Origin of the sequence: Bacillus sp. OTU2372, assembly GCF_038440275.1 — a bacterium.
GTDB classification, from domain to species: domain Bacteria; phylum Bacillota; class Bacilli; order Bacillales; family Cytobacillaceae; genus Neobacillus; species Neobacillus bataviensis_B.
Window position 1 is genome coordinate 36,878 of record NZ_JASATK010000004.1, and the last position, 17,978, is coordinate 54,855.

The following is a 17,978-nucleotide window of genomic DNA, read 5'->3' on the forward strand; positions in this document are numbered from 1 at the left end:
CATTCACAATAAAAATATGACTTACCTAAATTTTTAGGGAGGCATTTGAACTAAGGGATATGGTTGACTTAACCTGCTGCGTTAGAATGATTCCGATGTGTACCTAACTTCAGAGTAGTAACCGTTCTTAACCATATCTGCAATAACTAAGGCATCTTTTTTATCACTTTTTGATTGAGTATTATCACGATTTTCTTTATTCTTTTTTACTAAATGTGGGTTTACTGTTACTACTTCAATATTCTGATTAGAAAGCATTTTGAAAGATTGATCCAATAGTGTCCAGTAGGTTCCATCTCAACTATAACTTCATCTAGGTTATTTAATCTTTGAAGATTTTTAATCCATTTTAATAAACTAGCAAATCCTTCTTCATTATTTTTGAATGTAAGTGGATCTCCGACAACTATTCCACGGAAATTAACGGCTCGTACTACATGTAATTGTTGAGTAATGTCCACACCAACAACGAGATGTTTAACAGAAATTCTTTCTATTAGTTGATTTTGTTTGTTTTGCATTTTAAACTTCATAGTAGGGTTCCTCCTTAAGGAGTTGAGTTAGAGTGGTGTCTATACTCATATCTTACTAAGGAACCCTATTTTTTTCACTGTCGAAAAATAACGATCTATAGGAATGCTAAAATGCCACTTTAGCTTAATAAGAAAAAGCCACCAAAAATGGCAGCTGAATCTTTAACTCCTAGTAGTTGGGATTCTTAAATAGAGCAATCAAACTAATCCCATTTGCTCTTCTTTCATATTATTGATTAGCCTATTTAACCCATTTTGTAACTATTTTTTTGCGTTTACCTATATACTTAACATTTGCTTCCAAATCCAAAGCATATCGCCGTTTTGTTCTACTGTACCATTTGTTACAAACGGCATCCCCGACATAAATAGCAGGATATGTGGTAAAATCCCCCGCTAAGTCAAATATTCATTTTTAAAATAACGTTATGTGTAAAATTAACTAATATTAGTTATGAGCTAGCTAGAACCATCTCTAACAGCCACAACAACCATGATGGAATGGATAGCCGCCATATCCGTGATGGAATGGGTAGCCACCATATCCGTGATGGAATGGGTAACCGTCATAACCCATGCCGTAACCAGGATAACTTCCATAACCCATACCGTATCCAGGATAACCTCCATAACCCATACCGTGTCCAGGATAACCTCCATAACCCATACCGCTTCCAAAGAATTGTCTTTCCATTTTATATCTCCTCCTCAAATTGTTTCAAAAATAGTGTATGTGTCCATGTTAAAAGAGGAATAGATATTTGCCTAATTTGTAAACTGTATTTCTTGGATGTTATTTTATTTCCAGTATAGTCATATCTCCTCATTGTACTTGTATTTACAAGACAATTAGCAATAGTCAACAATTTACTTCCTTCTTGTTAAACAAAACTGCCCCGGTAGCACATAAAGAAAAAGGATTGCCGCAACAACCCCTTTATTCAACGAAAGTTGGTTTGGATGAATAAGAATTTTTTTTATTTCTATAACCTAAGCCAATAAGTTTCAGTCCAATAAATACAAAGACCCAGCTATCTAACCTATCTAAAACTCCTCCGTGACCAAGAAGTATTTTCCCTGAATCTTTAACAACAAAGTTTCGTTTTAGAGCTGATTCTACTAAATCACCAACTTGACCAGCCATATATACAACTATAGTTATTAATAAAGCTTCAAAGTAGTTTGAGTATGTATTAAATGATATTTGAAGAACTGTACCAATTATAATGGCAGTTAAAATTCCTCCTACTGCTCCTTCTACGGTTTTATTAGGACTAATTTTTGCAGCGAGTTTCCTTTTACCAAGTTTTCTTCCAATAAAATAAGCTCCTGAGTCAGTTGACCTTCAAATGGTTGTTCGTCTTCAGCAGCTCTCTAGTCCTTCAATGTCACTAACACTAATTCACATCGGTTTCTTTAAAACCAAACTTTTTGTATACGGGTTTACCTAGTTTTAAAGCTCCAAGCCATATTTTTGTAATACCAGCATTTTTAGTTTCATCAACTAATTTAGTCAACAAATGAGTTGCTATTCCTTGTCACGATAATTTTCTTTAGTATACATATTAGTGATATAAGCCTTTTTTCCTGTCGTATTAGTGTAACTAGGGGCAAATTCATAAAAAATTACTCCACCGCAGGCAACAATTTCTTCCTTATCTTCTACCAGCAATTGAATTAAGGAACCATCTCTTAGTTTATTTTTAATGAAAAGATATAGTTACCTGTCAATATCTTCCTTTGGCACTATCCCCTCATCGTTCATCCAATGTAAAGTAAATGATCTGAGGAGTGGCGGCGTCCATTACTTGAACTTGGATCTGTGAATGACCTTTGATGTCTGAAATTTCCCTTGTCAGCATGATATGATAAGACATCTAATCACCTCATTACCATTGTAACAGAACAAATGTTCTTATCCTTAATAAAGTGCTTAAACTCCTTCCATTGGACAATAGAAAGGCGGATGTACTTAGATCTGCCTTTTATTATTTTTAACTAGAACAAACAAATACATAGTTATACCATATTTTGGGGATGATAATGGAAACATTTTGATAATGGAGTAAAAAAATGAAATTCATTTTCCCTGCTTTAAAAAAGTTCATGAAAAGGGATGTCCAACCGATTGCTTCAAATCAGAACTCTACATCGTTTAAAGAGGTATTTCATACAATCGATGAAAATATTTCTTTTTTTAAACAAACATTTTCTGATTCAGCTGATTTAAAGATTAAGGAATTCAATGAAAGAAATAATCGCGGAATTTTGGTTTTCCTAGATACGATGGCAGATAAGGATAAAATTCAAAGAGATATTATAAAACCTATAATGGAAGCAGCGGGTGCCCAGTTCGAAAATGTACTTCATTCTGTCTTTCTTAAATCAAATAACTTAATCAAAGCTCAAGAAGCACTTTTAAATGGTTCCTGTATCATGTTCTTGGATGGTGTCAAAGAACTGTACATGGTCGAAGTTGGCCTCTCCAAAGATAGGAGCATTATAGAACCTAGTAATGAACAAGTCATTCAGGGATCTCATGAAGGTTTTATCGAAAATCTTTCAACTAATCTTCATTTAATTAGGAAATCGTTTAGAACCGTAAATCTTACCATGGAACATACAACATTAGGTGACCAGATTCAATCCAAAATAGCCATGGTTTATATGAAAGACCTTGCCAATAAGGAAATGATCAGCGAATTCAAACGGAGGATCCATCATATTTCAATGGATCATCTCCCCGGTACTGGAGCTCTTCAGGAATTGATCGAAGATTCCACTTGGTCACCCTTCCCTCAGATTTTAAGTACGGAGAGAGTAGATCGTGTAGTAAGTCATCTAAATGAAGGAAGAGTAGCAGTGTTGATGGAAGGGTATCCTTCTTGTTTAATTATTCCCGTCACTTTTTTTGCATTTTTCCATTCACCTGATGATTATAATTCACGCTGGATGATCGGAACCTTTATCCGTGTCATGAGGCTCGTGAGCATTTTAATTGCGATTAATTTACCTGCTATTTATATTGCGGTGATTGGTTTTCATTTTGAAGTACTGCCGGATGATTTAGTTCTCCCTGTTGTAAGTTCAATTAAAAATATACCTTTTCCTCCGTTAATTGAAGCACTTGTCATGGAGTTGACCATTGAACTGATTCGTGAAGCGGGGGTACGCCTTCCATCAAGGATTGGCCAAACCATCGGTATTGTCGGAGGTTTGGTTATTGGTGATGCTGTTGTCAGTGCAGGCCTCATTTCGAATACCATGATTGTGGTTGTGGCGATTACGGCCATTGCGGCCTACAGCATCCCGACCACAGAAATGAGTGATGCCGTACGATTTTTGCGGTTTCCCCATATGATTTTGGCGTCAACCTTTGGATTTGTGGGGATAAGCTTTGGGTTTATGTTTACTTTAGCTCATTTATGCAGGCTAGAATCATTTGGCACAGCCTACTTTGCACCTTGGGCACCATTTCGATTAAAAGACATTAAAGATACGTTTATCCGTTTACCCCTGTGGAAATTTAATACCCGTCCGCATGATTCAAAACCGAACATCCTGAAAAAGCAATCTTTGGCAAGGGGCTGGGACAGTAATGAAAAAAAACAAGAATAAAATTACGAACAAGCAGCTTGTCTTTATGATTATCCAGGCCCAAATTGGGGTAGGAATATTATCGTTGCCCCATGATGTGGCATTAATAGCCAAACAGGATGGCTGGATGTCTACTCTAATAGCAGGAGTCATCTCACAGGGGATTATCTTTTCCTATTGGGGACTAAGCAGAAGATTTCCTTCCCTATCTTTGTACCAAATACTTCCAAAATTACTGGGTAAATTTGCCGGGAAGCTACTCATCCTCAGTTACGCACTCTATTTTATGGTAACAGGGAGCTTAGTTTTAGCAAGATATAGTGATATCCTTGATAAATGGATCTTACCGCGTACCCCTAATTGGATTACAATGGTTTTAATCCTCATCACTTGCATTTACATCGTCTATGAAGGTTTAACGAGTATCGCGAGATTTTATGTACTGGTATCCCCCATTCTGTTTGTATTATTAGTGTTGATTGCGTATGCAATGAAGGATGCGAACTTCCTGTATATCTTTCCAGTCGGGGATCATAGTATTCTAACCATATTGAAAGGTTCAAAAGAAGCTGCTTTCTCGATGTTGGGCTTTGAACTGTTTCTTTTTATCCATCCCCATGTGCAATCTTCCGAAAAAGAGAAGCTAATTGCCATCACAATTGCGAACATTTTTGTCACCTGCTTTTATACCTTTTTGGTGTTCGCAGCCCTTGTCTATTTCGAGCCCAATTTAGATATCGGGCTGACTCCAGAGCCATTATTATATATGATTAAAGCCTATTCCTTTCAGGTTATCGAAAGGACGGATTTATTTTTCTTATCACTCTGGCTTGTCATCGTTGCCACTTCGATCGCCAACTGGTTATTATTATCTGCAATGGGGCTGTCCAGCCTTTTTAGAAAAAAACACTATGCCCGTTTTCTGCCTATTGTTGCAGGTGTTTATTTAATTTTGGCTCTTCTTCCTGATCAAGGAAGAGACTTTGAAAATTTTAATCACTATCTTGGGCCGTCGCACTATATTTTTATCGGCATCATCCCGGTACTTCTACTTATTCTCTCTTGGGTTTTGTCGAAAAAAGAAGTGGTGAGTAAGCCATGAAAAGCAAAAAGCCTATCATTTTACTTCTATGTTTATTACTTACTGGATGTTGGGACCAGCACCTGATGAAAAATGCCGTATTGGTACAAATATTAAGTTATGATTTAGCAGGTAACGACGAAATGTTATTAGGGGTTTCCATTCCCATAATCGATGAGTCTTCCGCGGGACCGCAAGCCAAGGTAAAAAGTGAAACACTTTCTGCAAAAGGTCATACACCAAGGGATTGTCGACTTAAAATCGATCGAGAAGTATCTGGAATATTAGATTCTTCTAAAAATAAACTGATTATGTTCGGCGAGCGGATGGCGGCTGAAGGTATTTATCCACCATTAGATGTCGTTTGGAGAGATGCGCGAAATTCACTTGGCGCGACCCTAGCTGTAGTGGATGGAAAAGCGGTGAATCTGCTTGAAATTAATCCAAAACATGAGCCAAACGTGAGCGAATATATACAAGACGCACTTACTAGCGCAGAAGAAAACTCGGTCATTCCGAATCAAACCATCCAGACACTAGCCTCAGAAATGCTTGACCCGGGAGAAGACATCGTCCTCCCTTACCTTAAAATGAATAATAAGAAAAGCGCAGTAGTAGTCGGCCTAGCTTTAATGAATGAAAAAAAATATTCGGGAAAGTTATCTCCGCAAGATTCTTGCCTACTTATTTTATTGAATAACAAAAAAGGAAAATACGCACGATTTACAAAACGAGTCAATAAAGAAGAAAAGCAGAAATTAAGAAATTATATTTCGTTTAATGTCAACAATATGAAAAGAAAATTAAAAGTTCATGTAAATAATGGAGAAGTCTCTGTTCAACTCAAATTACATTTAAAAGTAAATGTAGATGAATATCCCAAAGGGGATGTTCCAAAGGATCTAAAACGACTAAATAAGGTATTAACAAAGGACCTTACAGAAGACGCGAAAAAGGTTATTTCAAAATTACAGCAGTCGAATTGTGATGCATTTGGAATTGGGAGGAGATTGATCGCGTTTCACCCCAAGACTTGGGAAATGCTAGATAAGAAGGAATATTTTAAAAATGTAAAGTTTACCACGAATGTAAAAGTAGAAATCATCAAACAAGGTATTGTTTTGTAATGTTTTAGTAATCAACTATGAGCACCTTTAGTAAATGAGTATTAGAAGCCATCCCTTCATTTTATCACGGATGGCTTTCACATTATTTAACTGATTGAATTAACCTGAATATTTGCTTTGTCGTAGTTCTTAAATTCTCGGATGTAACGGTTGAATCCATTGCTTCTTCTAATGTCATCGGTGCATTGACAATTGAAAAATAAGAAGTGATCCCATGTTCATTTAATATAGCTGTCTCTTCCGTAATACAGCCTGCAAGAGCAAAGACAGGTATTTCATGCTTTTTAGCAAGTTGTGCTACCCCAAGGGGTGCCTTTCCCATGGATGTTTGTCCGTCCATTTTCCCCTCACCTGTAATAACAAAATCAACACCTTGCATGTTCTGTTCCATCTCAATGATTTCTAATACTAGTTCGATTCCAGACTGGAGATGTGCGTGTAATAATCCAGCAAAGGCAGCACCAAGTCCACCTGCCGCTCCAGCGCCAGCTATGTTCTGAATATCTCTCCCAAGCTCTTGAAGAATAATTTGAGCAAAGTTTTCAAGCCCCTTATCGAGCTCCTTTATCATCTCTTCCGTTGCCCCTTTTTGTGGACCAAAAATATGAGCTGCTCCTTTTGGTCCGTAAAGAGGGTTATTCACGTCACAAGCTACTTTAAAGGTACAATCCTTCATCTCTGGGATAACACTAGAAAGATCAATTTTTCGAATGTTGGACAGTTCTTGCCCTCCTAAACCGACTTCCTCATTGGATGAATTTAAAAAGATGAAGCCCATCGCTTGAAGCATTCCAACACCTGCATCATTGGTAGCACTGCCTCCAAGACCGATCACGAATTCCCGACATCCCTTATCTATTGCATCACGAATAAGTTCGCCGACACCATATGTAGTAGCAACAGCTGGATTGTGCTTGTCGGAAGGAACGAGTGGTAGACCACAAGCTGCCGCTACTTCAATAACTGCCGTATTCTTATCCCCTAGAATACCGTATACAGCATCTATTTTTTCTTTTAATGGCCCTGTGACTTCTTTTTTGATGAATTTTCCACCTGTCGCTATTACCAATGATTCTACAGTACCTTCCCCACCGTCTGCTAAAGGAAGAGCGATAATTTCAGCATCAGAATAGACATCTCTGATACCCAAAGCTATCGCTCTACTACCATCATCAGAAGAAATACTTCCTTTAAATGAATCCATTGCAATTAAAACTTTCATTTATATAGCACCCCTTTTACCTAAGATTATAGGAAAAACTAAGAGTGGGTGTAATGGTCTATATGACAAAGGATTGGGCTGTTTTTTGTTTTCGGTAACAAAAATACTTCCAACTAAAGAGTTTGAAGTATTATGGCAACATAAAGTTTAACAGAGTTATGATAATCTCTGGGATTTACCTTTGTTTTTTCGGCAATTTTCTCAAGGCGGTATTGTAACGTATTTTTATGAATAAATAACTCTGCAGCTGTCTCTTTTAAAGAAAGATTATTTTTATAATAAGTGTGGAGAAGGGTTATTTCATCTTTTGAAAGCTCACCGATCAATTTCGATGTATAATCACTTCTAATACTAGGATCGATATTTTCCATAATCATTTCTAATTCAAGTTTGGCATATTCACCTATAAGGATTTCCTTAGAGAGAGCATGTTTTAAGGCAAGTTTCGCATGTTGATAAGAAGTTGCAAGTTTCTCCCCCACACACACGCTGCCAATACCAATCGTACAGTTTATCTGCATCGAGCGAAAATAAGCTTCTATTGTTTGAATTATGGTTCTATATTGCGTTTCATTAATAATGATGGCATATTGGTTTGGAAAAAAATAGCTAAAAAGCTTAATACCATGCTTTAGTAAGATGTCGTGCATATTAACGGGAAGTGAAGTCGGATCGTTTAACCCATGTAATTGAATGATGCCTACAAACGCTGTCTTTTCAAGCTCAATTTGAAGCTGGTGCAGGTGTTCTTTCATAGAAGCATCCTTTATTTGATTTTCAAAAATAAGCATGCGAACTACTGATGATCGTAGTTCATCTAATGAATGAACTTTACCAATTATCATTTGTTCTTTAATTAAAACTTCTGTCATTTTGGTGAGTAAAAATCCAAGCGATTTACATTCCTCAGGATCGCCAGATATGCCAATGACACCAAGCATTTCCTGATCCATCAAAATCGGATAGTTAATGCCTTTTTTGGCGCCTATGAATGTGTTCTCCTCAGTAACCTCTACGATCGCCCTCTTTTCTTTTACTTGTATAGCAGCTTCATGAAAAGAACCAATACGTTTTGGATCGGTACTCGCAATAATTTCACCGTCTAATTTTATAAAGTTGATGTCTTTTCCAATCACTTCTTTTGATGCATCTACAATCATTTGGGCTAACGGATGGCTAATATGGAAATTATCTTTCATCATTATTGATTTCCTTTTCATTAGAATATCTCTTTTACTATTTTACCATCTTCGATTATCACCTGGACAGACTGCGGTCTGTCGTTATTTTGAATTTACTTTTTTCTATTCAACCATAAACCTACATGTTAGAATCATAAGGTTGAGAATTTATAAATGATTAAGGAATACACGTGAGGGTGATATTGCTGTGAAAGAAACTGTACTGATTCAACAAAAAAATAAACTTGAGATTACATTTGGTCTACTAAAAAAAGACTTGGTCTTTACCATTTCCCTCGTACTAGCAGCCCTAAGCTGTTTTATTCAGCCGCCAAAACTGGAGTATATTAATTTTCATGTGCTGGTTTGTTTATTTAATCTGATGCTAGCCATCAAGGCTTTTGAAGAGCTTAAGGTATTAGATAAATTGGCTATAAGTCTTTTAAATAAATGTAAAAATAGTAAATCCGTTTCTGCCATCCTTATTTTGTTATGTTTCATTAGCTCCATGATCGTTACCAATGATGTAGCCCTACTTACGTTTGTTCCGTTGACTCTTGTGATTAGTAAAAAAACGAATATGCCCATGATGAAGACGGTCATTCTTCAAACCATTGCGGCCAATATTGGCAGCAGTTTAACTCCAATGGGAAACCCGCAAAATTTGTTTATCTATTCTTATTTTGGAATTAAACCGGTGCCCTTTTTTACAACAGTCGTCTTTATGGCCATTCTTGGGATCAGTTCTCTGTATTTTCTCATTCGAAAACTTAAGAGTACTGAACTAAAGGTGTATCTTACTCCGGTTATGATTGTTGATGGGAAAAAAGCTGCCCTTTGGGGAATTGTACTAATCATCATTATTGCTTCTATTTTTGGCATCTTACATGATCAAATGGTCTTCATTATCACTTTCATGATTTCGCTTTTATTAAATAAAAAGATATTAGTAAAGATTGATTATTTATTGCTTTTGACCTTTATTTGCTTTTTCATTTTTATCGGGAATATATCTCATGCTGAGGCCGTACAGACCTTTGCAAGTACTAGCCTAAAAAATTCAGCTTCTATCTATTTTAGTTCTATCTTTTTCAGCCAGATAATTAGTAATGTACCGGCCTCCATTCTTCTGGCACATTTTACAACGGATTGGAAACCTTTGTTATTGGGAGTAAATATCGGGGGACTTGGGACCATCATTGCTTCACTAGCCAGTGTCATCTCTTATAAATTGTTTATTCAATCCAATCCAAGGGAAGGTAAACAATATTTAACCAAATTTACGATTTATAATTTTGCCTTTTTACTATTTTTTGCCCTAGTACAGTTTGCAATCTTAAAATTTTTAAAGATGATGTAAAAATGGCGGGTTCCTTTGATCAGCGAATTTCCCTGCTTGATCCTTTTTGAATAGCTATAAGCAGTTGATTTTCAAGATGCCTATATTACTTCATACAAACCAGGTAAAAAGAATATAATACGATTCTCTATAAAAAATAATCCACCCAAAGCAGGATGTTTTTGACCTTCTGTTAACTGTTTTTGATTTACTTCCAAATGTTTTTGACCTTCTGCAATTAAAAGCGGAGACTAATTAACATTGTTTTCGGTAAAGGGACCTAATTCCTACTACTTCAATAATGGGTGTATACTAAGTAAGTTAATACCTCAATTTATTTGACCAGAAGGGGCGGAATTAGATGAAAAAAAATCAAGATTGCATGTACTGTATGGAAGATGAAAGACGGGATAACCTGATGATTGAAATTGGTAAACTAGATGTATCCACTGTCTTTCTTTTTAAAGAGCAAACCTATAGGGGCAGATGTAACGTGGTTTATAAGGGTCACGTGAAGGAGCTGTTTCATCTTAATGAACAGGAATCTGCTTCTTTTATTCATGATGTGAACCGTGTTGCCGAAGCATTGGATAAGATCTTCGAACCGAATAAAATTAATTATGGCGCATACGGGGATACGTTACATCACCTGCATATGCATATTGTACCCAAATACGAAGGTAAAGAAAATTGGGGCTCTACTTTCGAAATGAACCTTGGTAAAACGTATTTAACCGACAACGAATATAACGAAATGATCAAAAAAATAAAAACACAATTACAAATCGACTAATCAATATTCTGGGACGGTTCGCTTGCTTAAGTAGTTAATTACAGAGGCACAAAATTAACTTGGTGAACCATCCCACTTTTTTACTAAGCTACTAAATTTTGATCTCTCAAAATTTAGTAAAAAAACACTTGGGCTGCCCCAAGCATTTTTACGATTTAGAGAATATCTTTTTTCAGAGCGCTTTTGATTAGCTTTATCTCTCCATTTTTTGGGATTAATTCACTAATGTTTTCATATTTTTCTGTATGGTTTTGGTCCTCCAATACATATTCCTTAAAGGAGCAGCAAAAGAGTTTTCGGGCCACTTTTCCTTTTTCGCCAATTAGGTTGAACCAGCCTTGCCCCACATAAAAAGGATTGGTTAGGATATGATCAATGATATAAGCGATACGGTCCTTTTCCTCCTCTGGATTAAATTTAATTTTCGAAGAAAGGGCCAAGATAAAATAGTTTTTAAATTTATCTAATTCTAGTAATTGAAGATGGTACTTTTCACACTGCTTATGATTGAAATCCTTCAGGACTGTTTTGATACTTTTTTCAACGTCTATCTCAAATTTACTTGCATCTTTCCAGGTTGATAAACGGGAATCAAAAATAGACAGTGTTAGGATATAAAAGGCAGCATAATTCTTAGGATCATATACATCAGCAACTCGGTTTTCATCTTCCGGTACCACAATAAACTTTTTATAATCAGCAAAGAAATTTTCAATCATATCGTATACCTTCTTTCATACGTTGATAGAATAATTGAATAAGGCACTTTATATTTGTTCTATCTGCAACTCTTTTTGTTATGAAAAAAACATCCAGGTTCGATTTACTCATTCGTATTTGTATCGTAAGTTCTTCTTGTAATCTGTCAAAATCAAGTCTATAAACTAGTGAATAATTATGTATATATATATTCATTTATCAAAATCAAAAATCCTGCTTATTGCTCCAAAATTCTGCATTTTTCACGATTTTTAATTAAAAAGTCCTATTATATGTCTAATGATTTTATCGTACAGGTCTTTTTGCCGAGCGAGCTTCCTATATGCCACCAAATCAAAGTATATATAATTGTTAGGATCTATTTTATTTAATACAGGCATAAACAAAAACATCTGTTAACAAAGAAAAATGGCTTTGGTATTATCCCAAAGCCATTTCCTAAATCTTTATTATTTATTATACCGAGTTGTTTGTGGCACATGAATTTTGATACTTTTATTTAGAACTAACACAATACATACGAGAACAAAAATATCTTTAAACATATTGAAACAAACACACCAAAAACCAAAGTAAGAGATTTAATCATCATACACTCAAACTGTCCATTTAAAACCTTGATTATTAAGTCGGTCTTTTCAACCATTAAAAAAAGTGCCGCTTCAATCCTGAAACGGCACTTTTATATATATGTGATTAAACACTCTGAATCGAAATTCGGTCGGGTCTAGTATAAATGTTCAATGAATGATTGCGGAGAAAACCAACGGTAGTAATATTCAGCTCTTCTGCTAGCCTGATTGCCAATTCGGTCGGTGCTGATTTTGATAAAACAATACCACATCCAATTTTGGCTACTTTTAATAATACCTCTGAGGATATCCGACCACTAAAAACGATAACTTTGTCTGAAAGAGTTATAGAATGCTGCAAGCAATGACCATAAATTTTATCCAGAGCATTGTGTCGTCCGATGTCCGTTCTATCTACGACGATGCCATTCTTGTCACATAGGGCTGCATTGTGTACTCCACCTGTATCCTGAAAGATAACCGACGACTCCTGCATCAGTCTCATCAAATGAAAGCATTGGCCAATAGTAACCATAACATCTACGTCTTCAAGTGGTTTAACGGTTCTAGCATCATTATAAAAATAAAAGCTTTGCCGGCTTTTCCCACAGCAAGATGTTACATATCTTTTCGAGTGAAACATCTCGTTGAGTTTGTTTACCTTATGCGTATTCACAATGGCACGGCCTGTTGCTTCGATAATCGTAAGTTCTTTAATTTCTTTATAACTATTAATGATACCTTCTGATGCCAAAAAGCCAACAACTAATTCTTCAATATAATCAGGGCTGCAAACGAGTGTAGCGAATTCTTGCTCATTTAGCACAATGGTAATGGGATATTCCGTTACAATCGTATCCGTTACTTTGTGTATGACGCCGTTCTCATACCGCCATACCTGACTTTCCATTTTCATTGGCTGATCCATACTTTTTCACTCCTAGTTACTTTCCCTCGATAGACTGGTCAAAGACGAATACTGTCATCGCTATATCTTCCTCGATGTTAATATCGGAAAACAGCCGCACAACCTTTGCCCCCATCAATGTTTCAAATCTTAACAGGACCTCTGGCTTTTTATAGATTTCCTTGACGAATCTTGTTCTCGTCTCATGTACCATCTGTCTGCCCTGTTCTGAATGGATCATAAACTTTTCTACATTTGTAAGATTCCCTTTCATTTCGCTGATCGCCCAGGAATCGATAAATTTCGTGGTGATTTCCTTCGGTCCATTTCCAACATATTCTTTTCTAATTTCGCGAACAAGCATACTAAATTGATGCTCCATATTCTTTGTCATTAACCGCCCTCCTCATCTTTACAGTTTCGAATTCTTGTTACTCTTTTAATCCTTCTCCTATACCCTTTAACAGGTTAAATCCAAATCCTAACGCACGGTTGATATTAGGATCCTTCATGGCTTTCATTAAGTCAAAGAGCCCAAGCTTGGTATCTGCTTTTAATCCTTGCTCGGCCTTTTTCAATCCGGCTGTCAAACTTTTGGCGAGCTTACTGGTTGTTTCTGGATCCAGTTCAGTCAAAATGCCGCCAGCAGCCATCGCATTATTGATCATGTTTGTTACCGGTTTTCGTGTCAGTTGTCCGACAGCAATTTTTGCTGCACTCTCTTTTGCTTTTAAGAAACTTCCTAAAGCATCCATCATTCCGCTATCATGCAATTCCTGCAATAGATTCAACGTCTCGAGTAATGAATCCTTATTTTGTGCGACCCCGGAAAGAAGATTCTCCAGGGATTGTATTTTCTTTTCTTCTTCTGTCAGTTCTGCTTTTTGAATAGTCTGTATTGGCCTGGCCATTACGCATTCCTCCTGTCATAGAAACCCGGCTTAACATATTCGTTTACACTGGCAATCGGAACGTAATCTCCGCGTTCCCACTTGCGGTAAATCTCAAGGCCCATTTGCGGTGTTCGCGTCGCATTACGTGGATTGTACTTTGGAAGCGGATTTTCACCATCAAATTCAAGAACCTCCATCCGAACTTTGGCTTGTTTGTATGCTGGTGTATGTGTCACCACATCTACTGCCCCTCCTGTAAGCAGGTTAACCGCACTCTCGTGGCTGGAGGAATGCATTGGCACATACACCGTTTTTCCTGTCACACGGTCTGTTACTAGAACTGGCAGGCGAATCGCCCCATATGGAGATACAAGACGGACAAGTGAACCATCCTTTACGCCGCGCTCTTCTGCAAGTTCGGGGGATACCTCAACGAAAACTTTCGGGAATTTGTAGTTAAGTCCTTTTGATTTCTGTGTTAAGTTTCCTTCATGGAAGTGCTCCAACAGACGACCGTTATCTAATGAAAGATCGAATTCTTGCGGGAACTCCACTGGCGGCACATAATCAAACAGACCGAACCGAGCTTTTTTATCTGGGAAATGAAAACCGTCTTGGTAAAGCAGCGGTGTGTCTGTTCCATCAGGAGAACCCCAGTGGAAGCTGTTCCACCCTTCAAGAACATCGTAGCTGCACTGGCTGAAGAAAGGCGTTAGGCTTGCCATTTCCGCAAAAATGTCACTTGGATGAGTATAATTCCATTCAAAGCCCATCTGTTTCGCGAGCTGTGTAAGAATCCACCAATCCGGTTTACTATTCCCAAGAGGCTCTAATGCTTGATACAAACGCTGTACGCGACGTTCGGTATTTGTAAAAGTTCCATCCTTTTCAAGAGAAGGAGCTCCTGGCAAAATAACATCTGCGAATTGGGCTGTTGTGGATAAAAAGATTTCTTGTACGACAAGGAAATCTAATTTAGTCAGCATTTCCTGTGTATGATTGGAATCAGCATCAACCCAGGCCATATCCTCCCCAGCGATGAACATCGCCTTCATCTCGTCTTTATCAATGGCTTCCAGCATCTGAATATTGTCGAGACCAGAAGCTGCAGGGATGTCGACACCATACGCCTTTTCAAACTTTGCACGTACTTGGTCATCTGTTACTGATTGATATCCAGGGAAGATATTTGGCATCGTTCCCATGTCAGCTGCACCTTGTACGTTATTATGTCCCCGTAACGGGTAGGCTCCAGCATTTGGCCGTAACATGTTTCCTGTTGCAAGCAGCAGGTTTGCAATCGCGACAGAAGTGTGTGAACCCGCAATGTTTTGTGTCACACCCATCCCCCAACAAATCGCTGTTCCATCTGCATCACGAATCATTTCCGCTATTTGAATTAATGTTTCGTTAGCAATGCCTGTTATCTTTTCTGCCTGTTCAAGAGTATATGGCTCCATCATTTTCAGGAACTCATGATATTGATTGACATGCTTTTGAATGAATGGCTCATCATGCCATCCTTGATCCATCATATACTTCGTAACAGCTGATAGCCATACGTAATCCGTTCCTTGTTTCGGACGGACGAACAAGTCGGCACGATCTCCCATTTCATGTCGGCGGACGTCAACGGTAATTATTTTTTGTCCGTGAAGTTTTTGCGCACGTTTGATACGTGTCGCAAGTACTGGATGTCCTTCTGCAGGGGCACATCCTACAAGTATGACAAGACCCGCACCCGCTATATCTTTAATGGTTCCAGTGTCGCCGCCAATGCCTCCTGTTTGTTGTAATCCCCATGAAGCAGGAGACTGACAATAACGAGAGCAGTTGTCCACATTATTTGTTCCAAACACTTGGCGGGCCAGTTTTTGGATCAGGTAATTTTCTTCGTTGGTCATCTTAGAGGATGAAATAACACCGATGGAATCACTTCCGTAAGTTTCTTTGATCCCACCCAGTTTCTTCGCAACGAGAGAAAGGGCCTCGTCCCAAGTTGCTTCAACAAACACGTCACCTTGACGGATCAAAGGTGTCGTAATCCGCTCGTTTGAATTTACATAGTCCCAGCCAAATTTACCTTTTACACAGGTGGAAACACTATTTACAGGAGCGTTTTCAGATGGTTCGATTTTGAGAATTTCGTGATCTTTTGTCCAAACTTCAAAGGAACAGCCTACGCCACAGAACGTACAAACGGTTTTTGTTTTCTTGGTGCGGGTATCACGCATCGCTGCTTCTACTTCTGAAACGGCAAAAATTGTTTGATAATCAGGTTCTACAGCTTTGACAATGTCAATCATCGGTGTAAGCAAGTCATCTGAGATGCTTGTCATAAATCCAGCATTTCCAAGCATCGATTTTTCCATCAAGGCATTACACGGGCAAACGGACACACACTGACCACAGGATACGCATGAGGATTCGTTAATACTTTTTCCTCCGTCCCATAAAACACGAGGCTGACCGCTTTCCCAGTTAATTGTTAGCGTTTCATTCACCTGAAGATCCTGACAGGTCTCCACACAACGTCCGCATAAGATACATTGATCAGGATCGTACCGATAAAACGGATGAGACATATCTACCTCATAGCCTTTAGAACGATGAGGGCGTGTTTGGTGTTCAACGCCCATCATTTCTGCTGTATTATGTACACGACAATTGCCATTGTTATTATCACATACGGTGCAGTATAATAGATGATTTTCTAAAATACGGTCCATTGCTTCCTCCTGTGCTTCCTTCGCAAGCTCAGACGAGGTCAAAATGTCCATGCCGTCTTCCATCATAGTCGAACATGCGCGCATAATGTTACCGTTTATTTCACACATACAGGTATCACAGCTCTGCACCGGACCTAGAACTTGAGAATAGCAGATGTGCGGATGGTCCATTTCCTGTTGAAGTAAATAATCTAAAATACGCGTTCCTTTTTCTACCTCATGTGCTGTTCCATTAATTAACACATTGATTTTTTCTTTCACTGTAAGTCCTCCTTCGTTCAAAGCAGAGAAATCTATTTATCTACTAATAAGATCACTTTATGACCAATATACGTCCTATCCTGTATTCTTCCTTACCTGTAACTAGTCCTTCTTTTTCTTTTTCTATAAAACTATTAATATGCATAATGTACAAATACTAGTCGTTAACCAGCTTTTTTGATACTTGGCTTTGCTATTGCTAGTGTTTGAAGAGATTCTTTATGAATCATCCAATAGATGAAGGCAACAAAAACCGTGCCGCCAATAGCATTTCCCAATACTACTGGGACGAAATTAGTGAAATAATTTCCCCATGTAAAGTGCCCTGAGAAGATAGCTGCCGGGATTACGAACATGTTAGCTACAACTTGCTGAAAGCCGATTGCTACAAACCCCATAATCGGAACCCAAATGGCAAACATTTTTCCAACAATATCATTTGAACCATAAGCCATCCAAACAGCTAAGCAAACGAGCCAGTTGCAACCAACAGCGGAAATTAGGCTTTGAATAAAGGTTTCGTCTATTTTCTCTTCTGCGATTGCCACGGTTTTGTTTAGGAAAGGACCTGTTTCCGTTAACCCTACTATGTGACCAAAGAAGTAGGCAACGAAGATTGCTCCCATAAAATTACTCACTAATACTAAGAGCCAATTTTTCACTAATTGACCTAGTGTAGCACGCTTTGCTAGAACGGCAATCGGTAGTGCCATCATATTTCCTGTGACCAATTCTCCACCTGCAATTACGATTAAGATTAGTCCTATTGGGAAAACCGCAGCTCCGATTAGCGAACTGAAGGAACCCCATTCCTCCGGCAAATTTGCCGTTACTCGAATATCTAATAGGAATCCAAGTGAAATAAAGGCACCGCCTAAAAATCCTAATATAAGTGCATGTCTAGGCTTCATTGATGCCTTTCTGACACCCGCCTCAACTGCTAACTCCACAATACGCCTGGAACTATGAAACGCCATAATCTTTTCCTCCCATTAGTTAATTCTCGAAGCACGTAAGCATGGG

General features: G+C 37.9%; 15 protein-coding genes and 3 pseudogenes. 5 read left to right on the forward strand and 13 right to left on the reverse strand.

Annotation, left to right across the window (positions count from 1 at the left end; translation table 11 throughout):
* Positions 1–84 precede the first annotated feature (84 nt).
* The 5 genes and pseudogenes from AAHB15_RS09520 to AAHB15_RS09540 form a co-directional block, all read right to left on the reverse strand.
* Positions 85–533: pseudogene (locus tag AAHB15_RS09520) on the reverse strand (IS110 family transposase); the annotation flags it as partial.
* A 475-nt stretch (positions 534–1,008) separates the two neighbouring features.
* Positions 1,009–1,227, reverse strand: coding sequence for a hypothetical protein (locus tag AAHB15_RS09525; protein WP_335574656.1), 219 nt, complete (start codon positions 1,225–1,227; stop codon positions 1,009–1,011).
* Between the two features lie 243 nt (positions 1,228–1,470).
* Positions 1,471–1,875 (reverse strand): annotated as a pseudogene (locus tag AAHB15_RS09530) (phosphatidate cytidylyltransferase); the annotation flags it as partial.
* Positions 1,876–1,930: 55 nt separating this feature from the next.
* Positions 1,931–2,292, reverse strand: a pseudogene (locus AAHB15_RS09535) (GNAT family N-acetyltransferase); the annotation flags it as partial.
* The gene (locus AAHB15_RS09540; RefSeq protein WP_335574657.1) at positions 2,288–2,410 is read right to left on the reverse strand and encodes a hypothetical protein; all 123 of its coding nucleotides are present in this window, start codon (positions 2,408–2,410) and stop codon (positions 2,288–2,290) included. The pseudogene AAHB15_RS09535 and the gene AAHB15_RS09540, both read right to left, overlap by 5 nt.
* Before the next feature lie 196 nt (positions 2,411–2,606).
* Here AAHB15_RS09540 and AAHB15_RS09545 point away from each other — a divergent pair, with 196 nt between their 5' ends.
* The 3 genes from AAHB15_RS09545 to AAHB15_RS09555 are packed head-to-tail and all read left to right on the forward strand — an operon-like array spanning position 2,607 to position 6,338.
* Positions 2,607–4,151, forward strand: coding sequence for a spore germination protein (locus AAHB15_RS09545; protein ID WP_335574658.1), 1,545 nt, complete (start codon positions 2,607–2,609; stop codon positions 4,149–4,151).
* A complete protein-coding gene (locus AAHB15_RS09550) occupies positions 4,132–5,232 on the forward strand; it encodes a GerAB/ArcD/ProY family transporter (protein WP_335574659.1) in 1,101 nt (366 codons plus the stop codon). The genes AAHB15_RS09545 and AAHB15_RS09550 overlap by 20 nt, the downstream gene beginning before the upstream one ends.
* A complete protein-coding gene (locus AAHB15_RS09555; RefSeq protein WP_335574660.1) occupies positions 5,229–6,338 on the forward strand; it encodes a Ger(x)C family spore germination protein in 1,110 nt (369 codons plus the stop codon). Before AAHB15_RS09550 ends, AAHB15_RS09555 begins: the two co-directional genes overlap by 4 nt.
* Before the next feature lie 82 nt (positions 6,339–6,420).
* Here the strand turns inward: AAHB15_RS09555 and AAHB15_RS09560 are convergent, their stop codons facing one another.
* Both AAHB15_RS09560 and AAHB15_RS09565 read right to left on the reverse strand, forming a co-directional pair.
* Complete coding sequence (locus AAHB15_RS09560; RefSeq protein WP_335574661.1) at positions 6,421–7,560, reverse strand: glycerate kinase; 1,140 nt, start codon at positions 7,558–7,560, stop codon at positions 6,421–6,423.
* Positions 7,561–7,673: 113 nt separating this feature from the next.
* On the reverse strand, positions 7,674–8,780 hold the full coding sequence (locus tag AAHB15_RS09565) for a CdaR family transcriptional regulator (protein ID WP_342042271.1): 1,107 nt from the start codon (positions 8,778–8,780) through the stop codon (positions 7,674–7,676).
* Positions 8,781–8,949: 169 nt separating this feature from the next.
* On the opposite strand from AAHB15_RS09565, the gene AAHB15_RS09570 reads away from it, so the two are divergent.
* Both AAHB15_RS09570 and AAHB15_RS09575 read left to right on the forward strand, forming a co-directional pair.
* Positions 8,950–10,101: an SLC13 family permease gene (locus tag AAHB15_RS09570; protein ID WP_335574663.1), complete on the forward strand. Its 1,152-nt coding sequence runs from the start codon at positions 8,950–8,952 to the stop codon at positions 10,099–10,101.
* Between the two features lie 340 nt (positions 10,102–10,441).
* Positions 10,442–10,873: an HIT family protein gene (locus AAHB15_RS09575; RefSeq protein WP_342042272.1), complete on the forward strand. Its 432-nt coding sequence runs from the start codon at positions 10,442–10,444 to the stop codon at positions 10,871–10,873.
* Between the two features lie 155 nt (positions 10,874–11,028).
* Here AAHB15_RS09575 and AAHB15_RS09580 read toward each other — a convergent pair whose 3' ends face one another.
* The 6 genes from AAHB15_RS09580 to AAHB15_RS09605 form a co-directional block, all read right to left on the reverse strand.
* The gene (locus AAHB15_RS09580; protein WP_342042273.1) at positions 11,029–11,592 is read right to left on the reverse strand and encodes a hypothetical protein; all 564 of its coding nucleotides are present in this window, start codon (positions 11,590–11,592) and stop codon (positions 11,029–11,031) included.
* Positions 11,593–12,289: 697 nt separating this feature from the next.
* Positions 12,290–13,093 carry a formate dehydrogenase accessory sulfurtransferase FdhD gene (gene fdhD, locus AAHB15_RS09585; protein WP_335573820.1) on the reverse strand — a complete coding sequence of 268 codons (804 nt, stop codon included), beginning with the start codon at positions 13,091–13,093 and terminating at the stop codon, positions 12,290–12,292.
* 16 nt (positions 13,094–13,109) lie between these two features.
* Complete coding sequence (locus tag AAHB15_RS09590) at positions 13,110–13,466, reverse strand: DUF2294 domain-containing protein (RefSeq protein WP_335573819.1); 357 nt, start codon at positions 13,464–13,466, stop codon at positions 13,110–13,112.
* A gap of 37 nt (positions 13,467–13,503) precedes the next feature.
* A complete protein-coding gene (locus AAHB15_RS09595) occupies positions 13,504–13,983 on the reverse strand; it encodes a DUF1641 domain-containing protein (RefSeq protein ID WP_342042274.1) in 480 nt (159 codons plus the stop codon).
* On the reverse strand, positions 13,983–16,955 hold the full coding sequence (gene fdhF / locus AAHB15_RS09600; RefSeq protein WP_420491183.1) for a formate dehydrogenase subunit alpha: 2,973 nt from the start codon (positions 16,953–16,955) through the stop codon (positions 13,983–13,985). The genes AAHB15_RS09595 and fdhF overlap by 1 nt, the downstream gene beginning before the upstream one ends.
* 164 nt (positions 16,956–17,119) lie before the next feature.
* Complete coding sequence (locus tag AAHB15_RS09605) at positions 17,120–17,932, reverse strand: formate/nitrite transporter family protein (protein ID WP_335573817.1); 813 nt, start codon at positions 17,930–17,932, stop codon at positions 17,120–17,122.
* Positions 17,933–17,978 lie beyond the last annotated feature (46 nt).